Source organism: Arthrobacter sp. 001422645 (assembly GCF_059816125.1).
On record NZ_JCBANT010000014.1, the window covers coordinates 19,879 to 36,106 of the forward strand.

15 protein-coding genes and 1 pseudogene are annotated in these 16,228 nt (G+C 64.2%); 9 read left to right on the forward strand and 7 right to left on the reverse strand.

Annotated features, from left to right (window positions below; genetic code table 11):
* Positions 1 to 2: 2 nt before the first annotated feature.
* Both AC6EUH_RS14035 and AC6EUH_RS14040 read left to right on the forward strand, forming a co-directional pair.
* On the forward strand, positions 3 to 266 hold the full coding sequence (locus tag AC6EUH_RS14035; RefSeq protein ID WP_499739013.1) for a type II toxin-antitoxin system Phd/YefM family antitoxin: 264 nt from the start codon (positions 3 to 5) through the stop codon (positions 264 to 266).
* Positions 267 to 274: 8 nt separating this feature from the next.
* On the forward strand, positions 275 to 682 hold the full coding sequence (locus tag AC6EUH_RS14040) for a type II toxin-antitoxin system VapC family toxin (protein ID WP_499739014.1): 408 nt from the start codon (positions 275 to 277) through the stop codon (positions 680 to 682).
* Positions 683 to 730: 48 nt separating this feature from the next.
* On the opposite strand, the gene AC6EUH_RS14045 is transcribed toward AC6EUH_RS14040, so the two are convergent.
* On the reverse strand, positions 731 to 1,882 hold the full coding sequence (locus AC6EUH_RS14045) for a DUF6226 family protein (protein WP_499739015.1): 1,152 nt from the start codon (positions 1,880 to 1,882) through the stop codon (positions 731 to 733).
* A 130-nt stretch (positions 1,883 to 2,012) separates the two neighbouring features.
* Positions 2,013 to 2,861 carry an esterase/lipase family protein gene (locus tag AC6EUH_RS14050; RefSeq protein WP_499739016.1) on the reverse strand — a complete coding sequence of 283 codons (849 nt, stop codon included), beginning with the start codon at positions 2,859 to 2,861 and terminating at the stop codon, positions 2,013 to 2,015.
* 410 nt (positions 2,862 to 3,271) lie between these two features.
* Here AC6EUH_RS14050 and AC6EUH_RS14055 point away from each other — a divergent pair, with 410 nt between their 5' ends.
* Both AC6EUH_RS14055 and AC6EUH_RS14060 read left to right on the forward strand, forming a co-directional pair.
* On the forward strand, positions 3,272 to 3,643 hold the full coding sequence (locus AC6EUH_RS14055) for a TfoX/Sxy family protein (protein WP_499739017.1): 372 nt from the start codon (positions 3,272 to 3,274) through the stop codon (positions 3,641 to 3,643).
* Between the two features lie 2 nt (positions 3,644 to 3,645).
* Positions 3,646 to 4,911 carry a flavin-containing monooxygenase gene (locus tag AC6EUH_RS14060; RefSeq protein WP_499739018.1) on the forward strand — a complete coding sequence of 422 codons (1,266 nt, stop codon included), beginning with the start codon at positions 3,646 to 3,648 and terminating at the stop codon, positions 4,909 to 4,911.
* A gap of 20 nt (positions 4,912 to 4,931) precedes the next feature.
* On the opposite strand, the gene AC6EUH_RS14065 is transcribed toward AC6EUH_RS14060, so the two are convergent.
* A complete protein-coding gene (locus AC6EUH_RS14065) occupies positions 4,932 to 5,870 on the reverse strand; it encodes a LysR family transcriptional regulator (protein WP_499739019.1) in 939 nt (312 codons plus the stop codon).
* Between the two features lie 241 nt (positions 5,871 to 6,111).
* Between AC6EUH_RS14065 and AC6EUH_RS14070 the strand changes: the two genes are divergently transcribed.
* Together AC6EUH_RS14070 and AC6EUH_RS14075 are read left to right on the forward strand one after the other, a co-directional pair.
* Positions 6,112 to 7,230 carry a PrpF domain-containing protein gene (locus AC6EUH_RS14070; RefSeq protein WP_499739020.1) on the forward strand — a complete coding sequence of 373 codons (1,119 nt, stop codon included), beginning with the start codon at positions 6,112 to 6,114 and terminating at the stop codon, positions 7,228 to 7,230.
* Between the two features lie 12 nt (positions 7,231 to 7,242).
* Positions 7,243 to 8,718 carry an SLC13 family permease gene (locus AC6EUH_RS14075; RefSeq protein ID WP_499739021.1) on the forward strand — a complete coding sequence of 492 codons (1,476 nt, stop codon included), beginning with the start codon at positions 7,243 to 7,245 and terminating at the stop codon, positions 8,716 to 8,718.
* Positions 8,719 to 8,846: 128 nt separating this feature from the next.
* Here the strand turns inward: AC6EUH_RS14075 and AC6EUH_RS14080 are convergent, their stop codons facing one another.
* A complete protein-coding gene (locus tag AC6EUH_RS14080) occupies positions 8,847 to 10,136 on the reverse strand; it encodes a hypothetical protein (protein ID WP_499739022.1) in 1,290 nt (429 codons plus the stop codon).
* 235 nt (positions 10,137 to 10,371) lie between these two features.
* On the opposite strand from AC6EUH_RS14080, the gene AC6EUH_RS14085 reads away from it, so the two are divergent.
* Positions 10,372 to 10,599 carry a hypothetical protein gene (locus AC6EUH_RS14085; RefSeq protein WP_499739023.1) on the forward strand — a complete coding sequence of 76 codons (228 nt, stop codon included), beginning with the start codon at positions 10,372 to 10,374 and terminating at the stop codon, positions 10,597 to 10,599.
* Between the two features lie 349 nt (positions 10,600 to 10,948).
* On the opposite strand, the gene AC6EUH_RS14090 is transcribed toward AC6EUH_RS14085, so the two are convergent.
* Positions 10,949 to 11,788, reverse strand: a complete 840-nt coding sequence (locus tag AC6EUH_RS14090) for a hypothetical protein (RefSeq protein ID WP_499739024.1) — start codon at positions 11,786 to 11,788, stop codon at positions 10,949 to 10,951.
* A gap of 132 nt (positions 11,789 to 11,920) precedes the next feature.
* On the reverse strand, positions 11,921 to 12,859 hold the full coding sequence (locus AC6EUH_RS14095) for an HNH endonuclease (protein WP_499739025.1): 939 nt from the start codon (positions 12,857 to 12,859) through the stop codon (positions 11,921 to 11,923).
* 390 nt (positions 12,860 to 13,249) lie between these two features.
* Between AC6EUH_RS14095 and AC6EUH_RS14100 the strand changes: the two are divergent.
* Positions 13,250 to 14,005: pseudogene (locus tag AC6EUH_RS14100) on the forward strand (DEAD/DEAH box helicase family protein); the annotation flags it as partial.
* 573 nt (positions 14,006 to 14,578) lie between these two features.
* Here the strand turns inward: AC6EUH_RS14100 and AC6EUH_RS14105 are convergent.
* Positions 14,579 to 14,725 (reverse strand): hypothetical protein, encoded by a 147-nt coding sequence (locus AC6EUH_RS14105; protein WP_499739103.1) that lies wholly within the window; start codon positions 14,723 to 14,725, stop codon positions 14,579 to 14,581.
* 213 nt (positions 14,726 to 14,938) lie between these two features.
* On the opposite strand from AC6EUH_RS14105, the gene AC6EUH_RS14110 reads away from it, so the two are divergent.
* Complete coding sequence (locus tag AC6EUH_RS14110) at positions 14,939 to 16,204, forward strand: RNA polymerase sigma factor (RefSeq protein ID WP_499739100.1); 1,266 nt, start codon at positions 14,939 to 14,941, stop codon at positions 16,202 to 16,204.
* Positions 16,205 to 16,228: the final 24 nt, after the last annotated feature.

Consider the following 16,228-nt stretch of genomic DNA (forward strand, 5'->3'; position numbering starts at 1 on the left):
CCATGACAACCATTCCGCACCGCGAACTGCGCAACCAGAGCAGCAAGATTCTTGAGCGCGTGAAGAACGGCGAAACCATCGATGTCACGAACAACGGCGAAATCACCGCCACCCTGATCCCTCCGTCCGCCTCCCCCTTCGAGCGGCTGTTGCTGGCAGGGCAGGTCCGGCCAGCGGCCGGCGTCGTTGACTTTCAGGCAATGCCGCGCGTCCGTCAGGCCGCGGGCACGGCGGACATCCTGGCGGACCTTCGCGGGGACCGTTGATCATCTACGTGGACTCCTCTGCTGCCCTCAAACTCGTGGTGGAGGAGAAGGAATCAACCGCCGCAGCCAGGTATCTCTCAACGACGGCGGCTCGCGGTGACAAGCTGGTGGCGTCCATGTTGCTCTACACGGAGCTTCATTGCGCAGCCCACCGGCGCGGTCTACCCGGCGGGCTGGTCAATTCCGTGCTCAGTGGACTCAATCTGGTGGATCTGGCGCGCTCGGACCTGATGTACGCGGCCGCCTTCCCCGGCGGTTTGCGGAGCGCCGATGCCATCCATCTCGCGTCGGCCATCCGGCTGCAGTCCGACGTCCTGGTTGCCTACGACGCCGAACTGCTCGCCGCGGCAGTGGATGCCGGCCTCAACGTCCTGTCCCCGGACAGCAGCTCCCCTTCCGCCGAGGGCCAGGAGTGAACGTTCTTCGCACCAAACCCTGATCGGCCCGAATAAGGGCTTCCGGCGTCAGCTCCGGCGCAGCGGCCAGGCACTCCACACGCCGGACACCTCCCGCAGCCTGACCTCAGCGTCATGGAGGCGGGCGGCCGCGAAGGCGGGTTCGCCTTGTCCGCTCTCCGAGCCGGAGCCGTCGAACGCGGCCAGGGCGTATTCGCTCCACCGCTTGCGGCCCACCGGGTAACGTTCGCTGTAGCCGCCGGCCGCGACCGTAAGCACCAGCATCTCCAGCCGGTCCGCCACCGTCTCGGCCGTTTCGTCGCAGGCATCGCAGCCGCACACCGGAAACGGGAAATCGTGCAGCACCCCGGCGTGCACCACAACTCCCGGATATCCGGTCAGCACAAACGTCAGTGACGCCGCCTCGGGATCCCGCGGGATGACCTTGACCGCTTCCAGCACATCCTTGACGTCCACCAGGATTTCCCCGGCATGGGCCGGATCGTCCTGGACGTCGACGTCGTACACCGCCGCCAGATGTTCGATCAGCGCACGGGCGACGACGTGAAGTCCGGCGAAGCGCTCCGGGTGGCTGTCCACGCTGTAGGAATCCGGGTCGGGCCCGTCGGCGCCCCATTGCCGGCCGTAGGGAATGGGCTCCCCCTGAGCGGAGTAGTAGGTGACGGCCGGGAGGGGCGGCCGGACATAGCGGGGTTGCCCCGTCGCCGCGGGTACCGGGCGGGGCGGCATTGCCGCGGGCTCATCCGGCTCTTCCAGGGCCCAGTCCGACAGCACGGCAATCAGCCCGCGGACCGCAGCGTCGTCCGCGCTGCGCAGACCCTCCAGCAGGCGGTCGACTCCGAACTGCTTCGCTCGGTTTCCCACCGTGGGTGGGGCCCCTTCGTAGGCGGTCCACTGCGCGTCCGGCCGCAGCCGGGCAAGGGCGTTCCCGGCGAAGACGGTCGCGGCCGCGCTGAGCCTGCTGTCCTCCGCGAGCTGGGAGTCGGCCGTGCGCAGGAACCAGATCAGCCGTTCGGGGTCGGCGGCCAGTTCGTCGGCCCGCACGCCCTGCGCCGCGCAGAAGTCAACGAACGCGGCGTAGCCACCCACATGCCGGACCACTGCGGGACCCGGCCCTTCCCGGTACAGCGCCGTACCGCGAGACATGGGTGCGGGCAACCCGGTCGGCGGTCCTTCGAACAAGTCCTCTGTCGTCCCCATACCGCGATCGTAGTCCGCGGGGCTGCAGGGGCCGAGGACCGCATTGGCGCCGCTGACTTTCAACTCTGCCACGCCGTCGGCAGCGGTTCGCGGAGAGCCCTTCCGTCACCCGGCCTGCCGCCAGTCGCCGCTATAGGCACTTGGGCTGGTAGGCCGGATCAGCGGGCCCTGAAACCCTACTCAGGGCGTGGGCCACAATCTGGTGCACCACGGGGTCGTTCGGCGTCTGGTCGTGTTCGAAGGCGTCGGCCGGGCATTTGTCCTGGATGGTGATGTTGGTGACCTGCTTCGCCGGACCGTTGAGGAACTGGCTGTTGTAGGGGATAACCACTTCGTCGTGCACCGTGGAGATGACGGTATAGGAGGGTCCTGCAACCGTATCGCCGATGGAGTTGAGCTTCTGCATAAAAGCCGACCCCGCCTGCTGATCTGCGCAGGCGGCACAACCCACGCCAGTGTAATTGGGGTCCGGGACGGCGCCCGGCTGCGGGACGATCACACCTTCGGTGCCGTGATTGGAGGGAGCGATCCCGATGAGATGGTGGACATTCTTGGCACCGCCCAGGAAGCCCATGTAGTAGCGGGGCATCATGCCGCCCTGGCTGTGGCCGACGAGATCCACCTTCTTGGCGCCGGTGGCGGAACGCACCTTATCCACGAACGGAGCGAGCTGCTGCGCCGAATCGGCGACCGGCGCGGTGGCATACACGCCGTTGGTCTCGCCGTAGTTGAGGGCGAAGACGCAGTACCCGGCGCTCTTAAGGCTTGGCGAGAGGGTGGACCAATTCTTGTCCATGCTCTCGAAGGTTCCTGGCACCAGAATGACCGGATACGGATGCTCAGCGCTTGGTTTGCAGGACCAGTCATTGGCACCCGGCGGGGACAGCTCCACAGTTCCCGCATGGGCGGGAGCCGCGGCCAGGGACCCGGCCAGGACGGCAACGGCAGCGGTGGACAGGACTTTGGTGAGCAGTGACATAGAAACCTCTTTGTTCGTGTGTCAGCGGACTGCGGGCCGGCAGTAATCCCTGTGCTGCGGGGTCAGCCAAGGTTGCCCGGATACTCAAACGTAGGCCGCCTACAGCCCGGTGCGGCTAGGGATCTGCACGGATGTGCACGAAAACCGGCTCCGCGGGTTGACCCTGCCCTGCCCTGAAGTGACGCTCCCCCGCGCCTCAAAGTTACTGGCCAGTAGGTCATTGTCGCCGGAGAGCGGCCTGGGAAAACCGCCAGCCGCGACTGCACAAACGTTCATTTGACGGGCGCCCCCGGCGCCGGCCCTGTCGCTCGCCGGCTGCGCGCAGTACGAGCGCGGCTATACCGTGCACAGCCGCGGGCATATCCTGCAGGAAGACCTGTCCGTGACCCACAGTTATCGGAGGAAGACTTATGGAAATGCCGAAAGCGTCCGACGCCGACAAGGAGCACTTCCGCTCGGTGCTGCCCGACCATCCCGAGGTGGTGGTCAAGCCGATGTTCGGAAACCTCGGGGCGTTCGTGAACGGCAACATGTTCGCCGGTCTGTTCGGCCCCACCATCGGCGTGAAGCTGGGCGAGGCGGACAAGGAAACGCTCGAAAGTACCGAGCGGACCGTTCCGTTCGGGCCGGCCGAGCGCCCCATGGGCGGCTACACCGGATTGCCGGAGATCTGGAATGCCGAGGGCGACGGCGATGAGGCCCGGGCCAAGGCCTGGGTGGAGAGAGCATTCGAGCACGTGGCCGGGCTGCCGCCAAAGGCCCCGAAGGCTTCTAAGAAGTAGCCATGCCCTCCCCCGGCGCAGGCCCAGTCCACGAGGTCGATACCCTGGTGGTCGGCGCTGGCCAGGCCGGCCTGGCCACGAGCTACTGGCTAAGCCGGCACGGCGTCGACCATCAATTACTGGAGCAGCGGCCGGAACTGGGCGGCGCCTGGCAGGACCGCTGGGATTCGTTCTACCTGAACACCCCGAACTTTTCGTTCCTGTTGCCGGAGCTGAGCTACGACGGTCCCGAGCCGGAGGCTTTCCTCCCCCGGGACGAGGTGATCGGCCTCTTCCGTGACTACGCTGCGCGGATCAACGCGCCGGTCCGGCTCGGCACGGAGGTGACCCGGGCCGGCGTCGTCGACGGCCGCTTCGCGGTCGAGACCAATCAGGGCCGCTGGCACGCACGGAACGTGGTCCTCGCGAACGGCGCCTTCCAGCTTCCGCGGATTCCGGCGTCGGCCGCCAAACTCCCCCGGCACATCCGCCAGCTGCACAGCCACGACTACCGCAACGCGCGGCAGCTTCCCGACGGCGCCGTGCTGGTGGTGGGCACCGGGCAGTCCGGTGGCCAGATCACCGAGGACCTGCTCGACGCCGGCCGGGAGGTCCATCTGGCCGTCTCCACCTGCCCCGAGGCGCCGCGGCGCTACCGCGGCCAGGATATTTTCTACTGGATCCTGCAGGTCAACCTCCACGGTCCCGAGTTCGGCATCAACGGCCTCCAGGCGGACCAGCTGCCCTCACCGGCCGCGCGTTTTATGTGCAACCCGTTGATCTCCGGCAACGGCGGCGGCCACAGCATCCATCTCCGTGACCTCGGCCGGCGTGGCGTCCGGCTGCACGGCCGGTTTGAGGGAGCGGACGACGGCGGCCTCATCTTCAGCCACGACCTCCCCGCACGCCTCGCCCTGGTGGAGGCGGGGTTCCGCGAGCGCCTGGGGCGCATGGCCGACGCCTACATCGCCGCGGCAGGCATCGACGCCCCGCCCGCAGAGCCCACGCCCACGGACGACTGGCTGCCTGCAGAATCGGGGGCGCGGCTCGATCTGGCTGCCGGGGGCGTCACCTCGGTCATCTGGTCCACCGGCTACGGCCTGGACTTCAGCTTCCTCGACCTGCCGGTGCTCGACGAGTGGAACTACCCGCGGCACAGCCGCGGCGTCACCGAAGTCCCGGGTCTCTACGCCGTGGGCCTCCCCTGGCTCACGAAGCACCTGTCGGCCACGCTGTCCGTGGTGGGCGACGATGCGGAGTTCGTGGCCGGGCACATCGCAGGGCGTTGACCGGGCCGCCGTCGCCGCCGTTACAAGTAGTCCCCGGCCCGTTCGCGGGCGATTTCGAGCAGCGTGGAATGGAAGGCGACCTCGGCCGGGGCGTAGACCTTGTCCTGGCGCTGGGCCAGGAGCACCCGCCGCAGGGGCGCGGCGGAGCCGAGACTGATGACGCGGACGTCCGGGTGCTGCAGGGCCACGGCCGTCTTCGGCACCATGGCCACGCCCATTCCAACGCTCACCATCGCCTGCGCTTCCTGGTAGTCATTGGCCAGGAAACCGATGGTCGGCTCGAACCCGGCCTCATGGGCAGAGCGCTGCAGCACCTCGACGACGGGGTGCGCCTCGGCCCGCACAATCCACGACTCTTTGCGGAGCTCCTCCATCCGAATCTCCTCGCGGTCGGCCAGCGGATGGCTGCGGGACACCAGCAGCACCGTGCTCTCCTGGAACACCTCCGTGATCCGGATGGAATCGTCGTGAAAGCGGTTCCAGGGGTAGTCCCAGAGCAGGCACAGCCCGGTCACTCCGGACTGCAGGTCGCTCACCAGGTCATCGAAGCGCGCACTGCGGACGGATAGGCCGATGGCCGGGTACCGCTTCTTGAAGGCCCGGATGACCACCGGCAGGAAGGACCCGGCCAGCGTGGGGAACGTCCCGACGGTCAGCGAGCCGCGCTTGAGGCCGGCGATCTGGTCCAGGTCGGACTGGGCGGCGCGCATCTGTCCGATGACTTTGCGCGCGTGGCCGGCCAGCACCTGGCCTGCCTCCGTGGGCACCACCCCGCGGGAGCGCCGGTTCAGCAGCGGCTGCCCCACTTCCTGCTCGAGTTTGCGCAGCTGCTGCGAGACGGCGGAGGGCGTGTACATCATCAGCTCGGCCGCGGCGGTGATGGATCCCTGCTCCACCACCTCCACCAGCAGGGCGAGGCGCCGGATGTCGAACAATTCCTGGTCATGATCGTTAAGCATCGCTTCGCCCATCTGTTGATTCCGTTAATTCTATACAGTCACCCTCCCGTTCGCGGGGTGAAGTGAGCAATTTCCGACGGCGGCACCTCCGGATAAGGGCTTGCGTGGGCTTTGCAGGCAGTGAATGAAGCATCGCTACATTCCCGTGCAGAAATCCCACCTTGTCTTCATTTGTGATCTGGATCAAGCTCGAATCAAGCCCTCGAACACCTCGGGGCAGAACCGATGCAAGGAACAGACCATGAAGATCGAAGCGGAGTGGATGCGCGGAGGCACCAGCAAATGCTGGGTTTTCGAAACCGGCCAGCTGGGGGAAACCGGGACCAGCCCGGACGTCCTGCTGCCCCGGCTGTTCGGCAGCCCCGACCACCGGCAGATCGACGGGGTGGGCGGCGCCACCTCCACCACCAGCAAGGCGATGATCCTCCACCGCCCGGCCGATGCCGGCTTCGACGTCGAATTCACCTTCGCCCAGGTGGGCATCGAAGAGGCCGCCGTGGACTGGGGCAGCAACTGCGGCAACTGCTCGGCAGTGGTGGGCCTGTACGCCATCGAAAAGGGCTGGGTGGTCCCCACCGGCGACGTCACCCGGATCGTCACCCGCAACACCAACACCGGCCAGGTCATCATCCAGCGGGTCTCGACGCCGGCCGGCGCCTTGCCGATCGTCCCGCAGGCCCAGATGCCCGGCGTCCCGTTCCCGGGCTACCGGGTGGGGCTCGGCTTCCTGGACCCGGCCGGCAAGACCACCGGCCGGTTGCTTCCCACCGGATCGGCGACCGATACCATCGTCGCCGGGGGGACGCGCTGGACCGTTTCCATGGTCGACGCCGGAGCTCCCGTCGTCATGCTGCGCGCCGAGGACCTGGGCCTGGACCCCGAGCGCTACGGCAGCTGGCCCGCCGGGCTGGAACTGCAGCTTGACACCCTGGAGCACATCCGGCGCCAGGCAGCGGTACGGATGGGGCTGGCAGCGACTCCCGGCGAAGCCGCCCGCGCCGTCCCCAAGGTCGCCGTCGTCGCCGCGCCGGCGCCGTCGGACGCCGGCAGCGACGTCGCCGTCGTCATGCTGTCAATGGGCAAGCCGCACCCGGCCCTGGCCATCACCGGCAGCATCGCCCTGACCCTCGCGGCCCGCACCCCGGGCACACTGCTGGGCGACATCACCGGCGGCACCACCGGCCCCACCCTGCGGCTGCGGACCCCGGCCGGGGTCATCGAAACCTGGATCGAGGAACGGGACGGGTCGCTGCTGGTCGGCGTCGACCGCACCGCCCGCACCATCGCCACCACCACCATCCACCTTCCCGAGGCCCTCGGCACCGCCGTCGACGCCGCCTTTGCCAGCGCTACTCAATGAGGAGACAGCATCATGACTAACATCGCAGAAAAGACTGCAGAACAGCCCACACAAGAGACCGCCGTACAGGCCGCCCCCGGCGGCACGCGCGTCGAGCCCTCCCGTCGACCCGACCGCCGCCGCCGTATCCTGCTGGTGACGGTAGCCGCCCTTACTATGCTGGGTCTGGCGGCCCTCCTGTTTGGAGGTGTCCTCCTAAACCCCGCGGCCGCCTCTGAATCGGAGCCGACCATGACCGCCACCCAGATCATTCCGCTCGTCATCCTTGTGGTGATGTTCGTCGTCGCCACAAAATGGCCGCTGAACATCGGCGTCATGGGGCTGGTGGCGTCCTTCGGCGTCGGCTACTTCATCCTGGGCATGAGCGACAAGGAAATCCTGGCGGACTTCCCGGCCAGCATCGTCCTGACGATCATTGGCGTGACCTACTTCTTCAGCATGGCCCAGCGGAACGGGTCCATCGACATCATCGTCCAGACCTGCGTGCGGCTGGTCCGCGGCAAGACCATGCTGCTCCCCTGGGTGTTCTTCCTGCTGGCGGCGGCGCTGACGGCGCTGGGCACCTTCTCCCCGGCGGCGGTCGCGCTGCTGGCCCCGGCGGCCCTGGGCCTGGCCTACGAGTCGCGCATCCACCCGGTCCTGATGGGCGCCTTCGTCATCAACGGAGCCCACGCCGGCGGCTTCTCCCCGCTGTCCGTCGCCGGTGTGCTGGTGCACGACATCGCACTGAAGAACGGCTTCCCCATCTCGCAGGGCGGGCTCTTCCTGGCCAGCTTCGCCCTGAACTTCATCCTCTCCGCCCTGACCATCGTGCTGTTCGCCCTGCTGGGCAAGCTGCGCGACAAGCACGGCAACGAGTACACCGGCCTGGACACGGCCCGCACCGGCCGCCCCGGGGGCCAGCAGATCTTCACCCTGTTCTTGATCGCCGCGATCCTGGTGTGCACCTTGGGCTTCCACATGCCGATCGGCTTCGTGGCCCTCTCCGCCGGCCTGCTGCTGGCGTTCGTCAACATCAAGGAACACAAGACGTTCATCGGGGGCGTGTCCTGGTCCACCGTGCTGCTGGTGGCCGGCATGATCACCTACGTCTCCCTGCTCCAGCACGTGGGCGTCATCGACACCCTCGCCGAGATGGCCCTGGCCCTGGGGGCGCCGCTGCTGATCGCCCTGGTGCTCTGCTACGTGATCGGCGTCGGCTCCGCCTTCGCATCGTCGACGGCGCTGCTCACCGCGTTCATCCCGATGGCCGGCCCGCTGCTGGCCAACAGCTCGTTGAGCGCCTCCGGCACGGTGGCGGCCCTGGCGATCGCGGCCACCGTGGTGGACGTTTCCCCCTTCTCCACCGACGGCGCCCTGGTGGTGGCCAACGCCCGCGACAACGACCGCCAGCGTGTCTACCGCCAGCTCATGATGTACGCCGGGGGCGTGGTCCTGGTGGCTCCCGCCCTGGCCTGGGTGCTGCTGGTGCCGACGGGGATTATGTAGGCTGCGGGCACTTCTAACCCACCAAAGGCAGGGCGGCTCTTTCGGCCGCCCTGCCTTTGGTGGGTTATGGCGCCCATCCGTTTCACACGGCTCTGGGCGGGCAGTAAGGAAGCACGGGAACGACGCGGCTACCGAGTGGGCGCTGCATCTCCGATGACCCCAGATTCGATTTCCTTATCTGTGGTCTCTGCCGGCACCCGACGACGCTCCTCTATTCCTTGAGCTACGTGCAGGATTGTGTCTTCGACTGTTCCGCCGATCGCCTTGGGAACTGAAGCCACCCCCTCGGCAACGGCAACAGCGGCACCCGCCACTGCCCCGGTCGCCTTCTGACCCAGACGCATCACCGATTCGTGCCACTGGGTGCGCTTGACGGCGCTGGCTTCGGGCATGCCAAAGTTTGAGCTGAAGATCCGCAGCAACCGCTGCAACTCCTCGGCGGAGGTGTAAAGCCTGCCCATTTCCAAGGGGTTCGTGATGCGAGTCAACGCGTCAACATCCACAGCCGCGGACACGGCGTCGGAGAGGTTTTGGATTGCTGCCGTGGTGCTTGCCAATCGCCGCTCCCGCGACTTGGCGATGTGACGGGCGTGGGCAGTAGAATCCGATCCGTCATGCGAGCTGCGGACGGCCTCCAGGGAGTCCATGCGAACCATATTGGTGAGGGCCACGGCCGCGATGACCAGCCAGTGTTTCAATTCGCCTTTGGCTGCCGCCTCGGCGCGACTCACCCGCTTGCTGAAATTCTTGACGGCCAGCCCGTCTGCAATGGTGTCGAGGTGGTTGAGGGCGACGGCGTGCGCCTGGGCAAGTGCGGCCGCCTGACCCGACACTTGGTCCCAAAGGGCATCGTTGAGGCGGCCGGTCTCCTCGAAATACCCAAACGCCTTGTCCAGGACATGTGTTGTGCCCTGCACGTTCCCAAGGGCTTCATCACGGTTGTCCCGGACGATTGTGTCCAGTTTCGCGTCAACAGCCTGCACGAGGGTATCGAGTTCCTTGAGGGCCACGCGGATCGCCAGAGTTGCGGCCATGATCTGCACGTTCGCGGCAGCGGCCGGGTTGACCGGTGAGGAGCTCACCAGTTCGATAATGGTGTCGATCCTGCCATCGGACTGGCGTAGCACACCGCTGACGATCCCGAGCTTTTCCTCGGTGGACCCGACGAGTTCCAAAAATCGCGCGTAGGATTCGGGAGTCATGTGGAAGGAGTTGCCCGGGACATTAGCCGACATGGCAAGCGCAGCTGCCCCAGTCAGGCCGGCAAGCAGATCCGCTACCCCTGAACCTAGGTTCGCGCGGGCCTCTTCTTTGACGTCAAGCTTGCGGAACAGCTCGGCAATTGCTGTCGGGTCGCCCGCCACTAAGGCATTTCTGCCCTCGACGTATAGGGAGAGTTCACGGTCGTTATCGGTCATCCCAACATCTTCACACACGCCGGCCCTGGCAGGGCGGCACTTCGGGGTCCCCGAGAATCTGTGTTGCCGAGCAATGTCATCTCTCGCCCATTCAAGGCCAAAGAAAGTTTTCAGCGAGAAGTTCTTCGGGGGATGCACGCATGAGCAACCATTCCACCAGTTAGCTCAGTTCCCCGAGCCCGATCTCACGCGGTGCTAATCTCGGGGACAAACCAAACGAAGTATGGAGATAACGGTGGCAGGAACAGCCGACAAAGTGGCAGACGCGATCAAGGCCGGCGGCACGACGGCGAAACAAGCTGCCGCCAAAGTGCATGATGTAGCCACCGACCCTGTCGTGCAGGAGAAGGCCCGGAAGCTCGCCGAGATTGGCGAAAGGGTCTACCGCGCGGCCAACAGTCCGGAGGCGAAGAAGGCTTACCGTCAGGTCGCAGCCTTCGTGAAGAAGACACGCAAGAGGTAAGGCTTTCCGGCCGACGCTTCGGTATCCCAGAATCTGTGTGACCCACCAATGTTAGCCCTCCCCACAATGGAGGGGCGACTACGTGGCAACCCGATTGATTTTGAACAGCGAGCGGGATGGGTTCACCTGTATCTGGGACATGCGGTCCGCAAGAATATGGCCGAAGTGCATGGTGCCGAAGTCCTCAAGCCAGGCGTTCGAGGCACTAATGCATCCAGAATCACCGGTTCGGACATCAGCGGTGAAAATCTGTTTACTTGCCACCGGTCGATCCGCCCGGCCTGACGAAGGCGACAGTTTCACCTTCGTCTGGCGGGAGTGGCCGATCAGGGAATTCTTCGTGAACGGGCTATCGGGGGCAGACCTGCGCCATACCCAACGGGCGCGCCCGAAGGCCCCCAGCCAAGCTCAGCCACTCCTGATCGCTTCGTGCCCGATCCGCGACTTCGATCATGGGGTCGAGAATAGATTCAGGAACCGGCGAGGCCCCAAGATCCTCGGCGACGTCAGCAAGGATCGCATCCGCGACTCGAGGCCTTAGCTCCGCGGAACCCGCGGCGTGGAAGACCGAATATCGGAAGGCATCCGCGTGTATGCCCCTGCGGACACTGACGGTGCACTCGCCGAGACTCGTTTCGAGTTCCATCGACGCCAGCGAGCGGCCTTCACCTAGCCTGAAATTACTTATCCCGACGGCCGGACTGTTACCCAGGTTCGTGCACGAAGCCCAAATCCGATTCAGCATCGCCTGCCGCCGTATCGAGTCAAACGCTTTGCCCACCTCGCTGGCTTCAATGTCTCTTCCTTCAGTCTCGACGCTGGCTCCCGAGAATCGAATTAGTGGATGGCTTCGAGGCTCGATTGCGTAGTGGACTGAGGTTCGTGAAAGCTCGAAATGATAGGATTCGCCTCCCGCGGCCAGCTGGCCAATGAGTGCGCTATCCAAGTACAGCCGTTCATTTTTCAACTCACCGACGACTCCGGAGTCCTCCAGAAGGTCGATGCACCAATCGTAAAACTTCTGCTCATCTGGCCTGATGAACTGCTGGTAGTCCTCCACCGTCAGGGCTGTCGGCGCTAAGCTCCGAAACGAGCCCTCAGCGGCGGGGAACGTCATCACATTCCTGGGGCCAAGATATTCGCCGCCGACGGCGCGTCGTGCCTCTGATTCTTTTTGCCCCTCTGGCATGTGGCGATCCTATTGCAGCGTGCCAGCCGTAATGCAAAGGCTCGCGGGCGAGCCCTCGAATCTGAAAGTTTCCACACAGTTGGTCCGCTGCGATCTCCCCTGATGCTCACACCTTCGGAGAGGAAGCGAAATTCACAACGAAGCGTTAGCGCCGAACTCAGCGTGATGCAGAGCCAAAATGCCCGCGATCTTGGGCTTTTTCGGTACCTTTAGCTCTACTCCGGCAAGTTCGACATAGGCCGGTACGTGCAGGAGGTGCGGAGACACTTCCACGCGCCATGTGCTGGGATTTACGGACAACAGTTTTCTGTCGAATAGTGCATGGAGATCCCGCCGCAGGAGCAGGCCCGAGTTGAAGTCATGCAAGCCATGTTCGGCATATTGAACGAGATGGGCGGCCTCAAGGCCCGCGTGAAAGCTTGGACCAGACATTGCACAGTTCTCGCCGTACATTTCCAACAACTTTGCTCGAAAAGCCGCTTGACCGACGCGAGCCCTGATCGTCGCTTGAACAAACCCGCCGGGCAACACAAGTCCCGTTCCGGTGTCGGCCAGCTGACGAACGCCACTGCCTAGGGAAACTTCATCCAACGCTTCAACGAATGCGTCCCAGTTCAGATAACGAAGACTCAGCTGTTCTTTGGGGTTCTTACAGACAGACCGTAGGACGCTCCCAAGCAAGAGTCCCCGAAGGTCAAGCCAGTTTCCGGCATGATTGGACCGGTAGGCCGTCACCTCTTTAGTCGTCTGCTCTGGCTCGTCAAATTGATGAAAACATGTATTGCAACGCCACTTGGGGGATTTTGTGGACCGCGCTTTAAAAGTCTGACCGCGGCAGTTTGGGCAGTGGAAATAGACGTTAACGACCTCCTCTTCGTGGATTGACTCGATCTTCGAGGCTCCCAGTAGGACTGACTTGTTCCACAGGACTACCAAGTCCCCGGCTTTCAGCAATTTGTGTCGAGGAACCGTCGAGTCCCAAGAGTAGTGTTCCGCCGGAAGGTCGTCGTAACCTCCATTTCCGCCATGAACACGGTTCTCACCCGCCGCTAAGATTAGCCAAGCGGTCACAGGAGAACGTTCCGCAGCAGTGCGTATGCAAGGGGAATGAATGTTCGTACGTCATTGCCTGTGGTCATTGGTTTCACTCTTTCTGCTTTGAGCCGCAATGTGGTGAATCGGTCCTAATCTAATCGTGTTCCTACAAGTTCTCGTTAGTGCTCTCACTTACAAATCAGGTTGTGCCCGCCGAGACCTCTTTTCCAGTGTCGCGAGGCCAGACTTTCCGCCGGAGAAGGCGCCTCGTCGGACTTCATGGGCCGCTGAGATCATCCTGTAGTTCACTTAAGCCCCTGAGAGTGGCGTGACACTTCAGGCACTCCTAGACCGGTGTGCCAAAATGTCGCTTTTGCCAGCTAGGCTCATGAGAAAGCACAGCATAAGGGAAAATCTGGGGACGCAATGGGGCAAAATTTCATAAGTAGGGTCGTGTCCCGGCTCATACCGCATAGGCGAACAGGTGCAGGTGACCAGCTAGGGCAGGTAGCGCTTGGCCAGACGCGGCAGGCGGGCTCGGAGACGCCATCGTTCGTTATCGCCAAAGTGGGTGCGCCCGTTCCCGCGCATTCCGGCTCTTCCGACGCCGTCCTGACTCATGACCTCCCTGAAATTGCCACGGAGGAACAGGACTACGCACCAACGCCAGCAGTGGCCGGCGGCGCTCAACTTGCACATGTCAGTCCGGCACTCCATCAAGCAATTCCTGAGGAGACGAAGCGGACAATCCCTGGGCCGCTGAATCCGACAACGACGTCCAACGTGGAACCTCTCCAACTGATTGTGCCCGCGGTTATTGATCCACTGAAATACCCCGCCGTCCATCCCTGGCAAGCAGACGCCCTCGACGCATGGCGCAAGAATGGGCGTCGTGGAATGGTAGAAACACTTACTGGCGTCGGGAAGATCGGACTTGGATTACTCGCCACGGTGGAAGCCCTTCGCCAAGGCGTTAGAGTCCTTATTCTCGTTCCTAGGTCGCAGCTTCAAACTCAGTGGCTTGAGGAGCTCAAGCTGCACCTTCCCACCGTCCGGACCGGCGCCCCCGGAACCGACAGCCTCGGGTCGGCCGCCAACGTCGACGTGCTTGTGGCCTCCGCTACGTTAACTGACCTCGAACAGAACGTCAGGAGCCACAAGGCGGGATTGGTCATCGTCGACGAATGCGACCTTTGGGTTGTCCCGGCGTGGATGGCAGCGGAACCTGAAAATGATTGCGATTGGCGTCTGGGGCTGACGGATCTCTGCGACGAGCCGTACTCCGCAAATCAGGAGTATGCGGACCAGTTCTTCGGCCGCATCGCATATTCGCTCCGGTGCGACCGGGCGTTGAAGGACGGCCCCATTGCCCCATTCGAAGTTACCCTTCTGGGCGTAGACCTTGCACCCGGAGAACTACGGAAGTACCGCGAGCTCTCGGAAGACATGAACGAGGCCGCGCGCTACCTCGAGCAATACGCGAATGTCCCAGAGCGTCCTTTTCAAGAGTTCATCGTCCAAGTGGCCGCACTCGCCGGGGAATCCGAATTAAGACCGGTTACAGTCCTGGCCCGAAAATACATGAATTTCAGGTCCTCTCGCCTCTCACTTCTGACCGGGACGAAGACCAAAAGTCAGGCACTCGCGACTCTGAACGCTTTTGTCTCCGCCCCGACGGTGGAAGGTGCTGACCCAGCTCCCGCGAAGCTGGGAATTGTTTGGCCAGCGAGCGGCACTCCCAAGCAAGTGGTGCGGCTACTCGAACGCCTGATCCCGAGAAAGCCCGGAACCCGCCACGCACACCTCTTCGTCGTTTACGCCAAGGGGACGGTCGAGGACCCCCATCTCGCTGGTGACCAGTTCCTTCATCTCCTCCTCCCCCATGCGCAGCGAGTAAACCACGTAGACGTTGGAACCGATGCGGGCTCCCTAGAGAAGCTTCTCAACCTCCCATTTATGCCCGCGGTCAGGACCGACGACCGGCCAGAGGGAAATGGTTCAGCCAAAGGTGAAGACCCGACTGCGGCAGCAGGTCCCAGCAACCCGGACCGCGCCAACACGAGTGGCGAATGGGAAGGCAGCCCGATTGGCCCCAGCACCGGCCCGGGCTCCGAAATGTCCCCTGAGGAGAGGAAGGCGGCGACCAGCGCTAAGCGCGCCGCCACGCGCGCAGCCAAAAGGGCCGCATCCCAAAAGGGCGGCGACACCGTCGCCAACCATGAGCCCAAGAAGCGCGGGCCCAAGCCCGGCGCCAAAGCCGCGGCGGAGGCCGCCGGCCAATCATCCGATGAGCCTGACGGTGACGTCGACGAAGACCTCTACGACATCACACCTGATGCCGCCGAACTCACCGACGAAGCAGAAGGCGGAGAGACCGCCGGCAAGACGGCGACGGCCACCGGCTCCGGCTTCGTCTACTCCGACGCCGACGACGACGCACCCGTCCAGCAGGTCATGTCCGCCGGCGCCACCGCCGACCCCGTCAAGGACTACCTGAAGCAGATCGGCAAGGTCGCCCTCCTGAACGCCGAGCAGGAAGTCGACCTCGCCCTGCGGATCGAGGCCGGCCTGTTCGCCGAGGAAAAGATCGCCGCCGACGACGGGTCCATGGATCCGAAGCTCAAGCGCGAACTCGAATTCGTCATCCACGACGGCAAACGCTCCAAGAACCACCTGCTCGAGGCCAACCTTCGCCTCGTCGTCTCGCTGGCCAAGCACTACACCGGCCGCGGCATGCTCTTCCTGGACCTCATCCAGGAAGGCAACCTGGGCCTGATCCGCGCGGTGGAGAAGTTCGACTACACCAAGGGCTTCAAGTTCTCCACCTACGCCACCTGGTGGATCCGCCAGGCCATCACCCGCGCCATGGCCGACCAGGCCCGCACCATCCGCATCCCGGTGCACATGGTGGAAGTCATCAACAAGCTGGCCCGCGTGCAGCGCCAGATGCTCCAGGACCTCGGCCGGCAACCCACCCCTGAGGAACTGGCCCTCGAACTCGACATGACCCCAGAGAAAGTCGTCGAGGTCCAGAAGTACGGCCGCGAGCCCTTCTCGCTTGACGTGGAGGTCCCCGACGGGACCGGCCAACTGCAGCCTCTGGGGCACCTGATCGAGGACTCCGAAGCCGTGGTTCCCGATGCTGTGAACTTCACCCTGCTGCAAGAAAGGCTCCACGCGGTGCTGGACACACTTTCCGAGCGCGAAGCCGGCATTGTTGCGCTGCGATTCGGACTGACGGGGAGCCAGCCGAGGACGCTGGACGAAATCGGCAAGGTCTACGGCGTCACGCGCGAGCGGATCCGCCAGATCGAATCCAAGACCATGGCCAAGCTGCGGCACCCCACACGGTCACAACTTCTGCTTGACTACGTCGATTAACCCGAATTCCCCGTTTCAGTCCAC

Coding starts and splice junctions, on each gene's coding strand:
- AC6EUH_RS14070 (WP_499739020.1), top strand. CDS start 6,112: ATGAAGATCGAAGCGGAGTGGATGCGCGGAGGCACCAGCAAATGCTGG.
- AC6EUH_RS14050 (WP_499739016.1), bottom strand. CDS start 2,861: ATGTCACTGCTCACCAAAGTCCTGTCCACCGCTGCCGTTGCCGTCCTG.
- AC6EUH_RS14065 (WP_499739019.1), bottom strand. CDS start 5,870: ATGCTTAACGATCATGACCAGGAATTGTTCGACATCCGGCGCCTCGCC.
- AC6EUH_RS14075 (WP_499739021.1), top strand. CDS start 7,243: ATGACTAACATCGCAGAAAAGACTGCAGAACAGCCCACACAAGAGACC.
- AC6EUH_RS14060 (WP_499739018.1), top strand. CDS start 3,646: ATGCCCTCCCCCGGCGCAGGCCCAGTCCACGAGGTCGATACCCTGGTG.
- AC6EUH_RS14055 (WP_499739017.1), top strand. CDS start 3,272: ATGGAAATGCCGAAAGCGTCCGACGCCGACAAGGAGCACTTCCGCTCG.
- AC6EUH_RS14090 (WP_499739024.1), bottom strand. CDS start 11,788: ATGCCAGAGGGGCAAAAAGAATCAGAGGCACGACGCGCCGTCGGCGGC.
- AC6EUH_RS14080 (WP_499739022.1), bottom strand. CDS start 10,136: ATGACCGATAACGACCGTGAACTCTCCCTATACGTCGAGGGCAGAAAT.
- AC6EUH_RS14110 (WP_499739100.1), top strand. CDS start 14,939: ATGTCCCCTGAGGAGAGGAAGGCGGCGACCAGCGCTAAGCGCGCCGCC.
- AC6EUH_RS14035 (WP_499739013.1), top strand. CDS start 3: ATGACAACCATTCCGCACCGCGAACTGCGCAACCAGAGCAGCAAGATT.
- AC6EUH_RS14045 (WP_499739015.1), bottom strand. CDS start 1,882: ATGGGGACGACAGAGGACTTGTTCGAAGGACCGCCGACCGGGTTGCCC.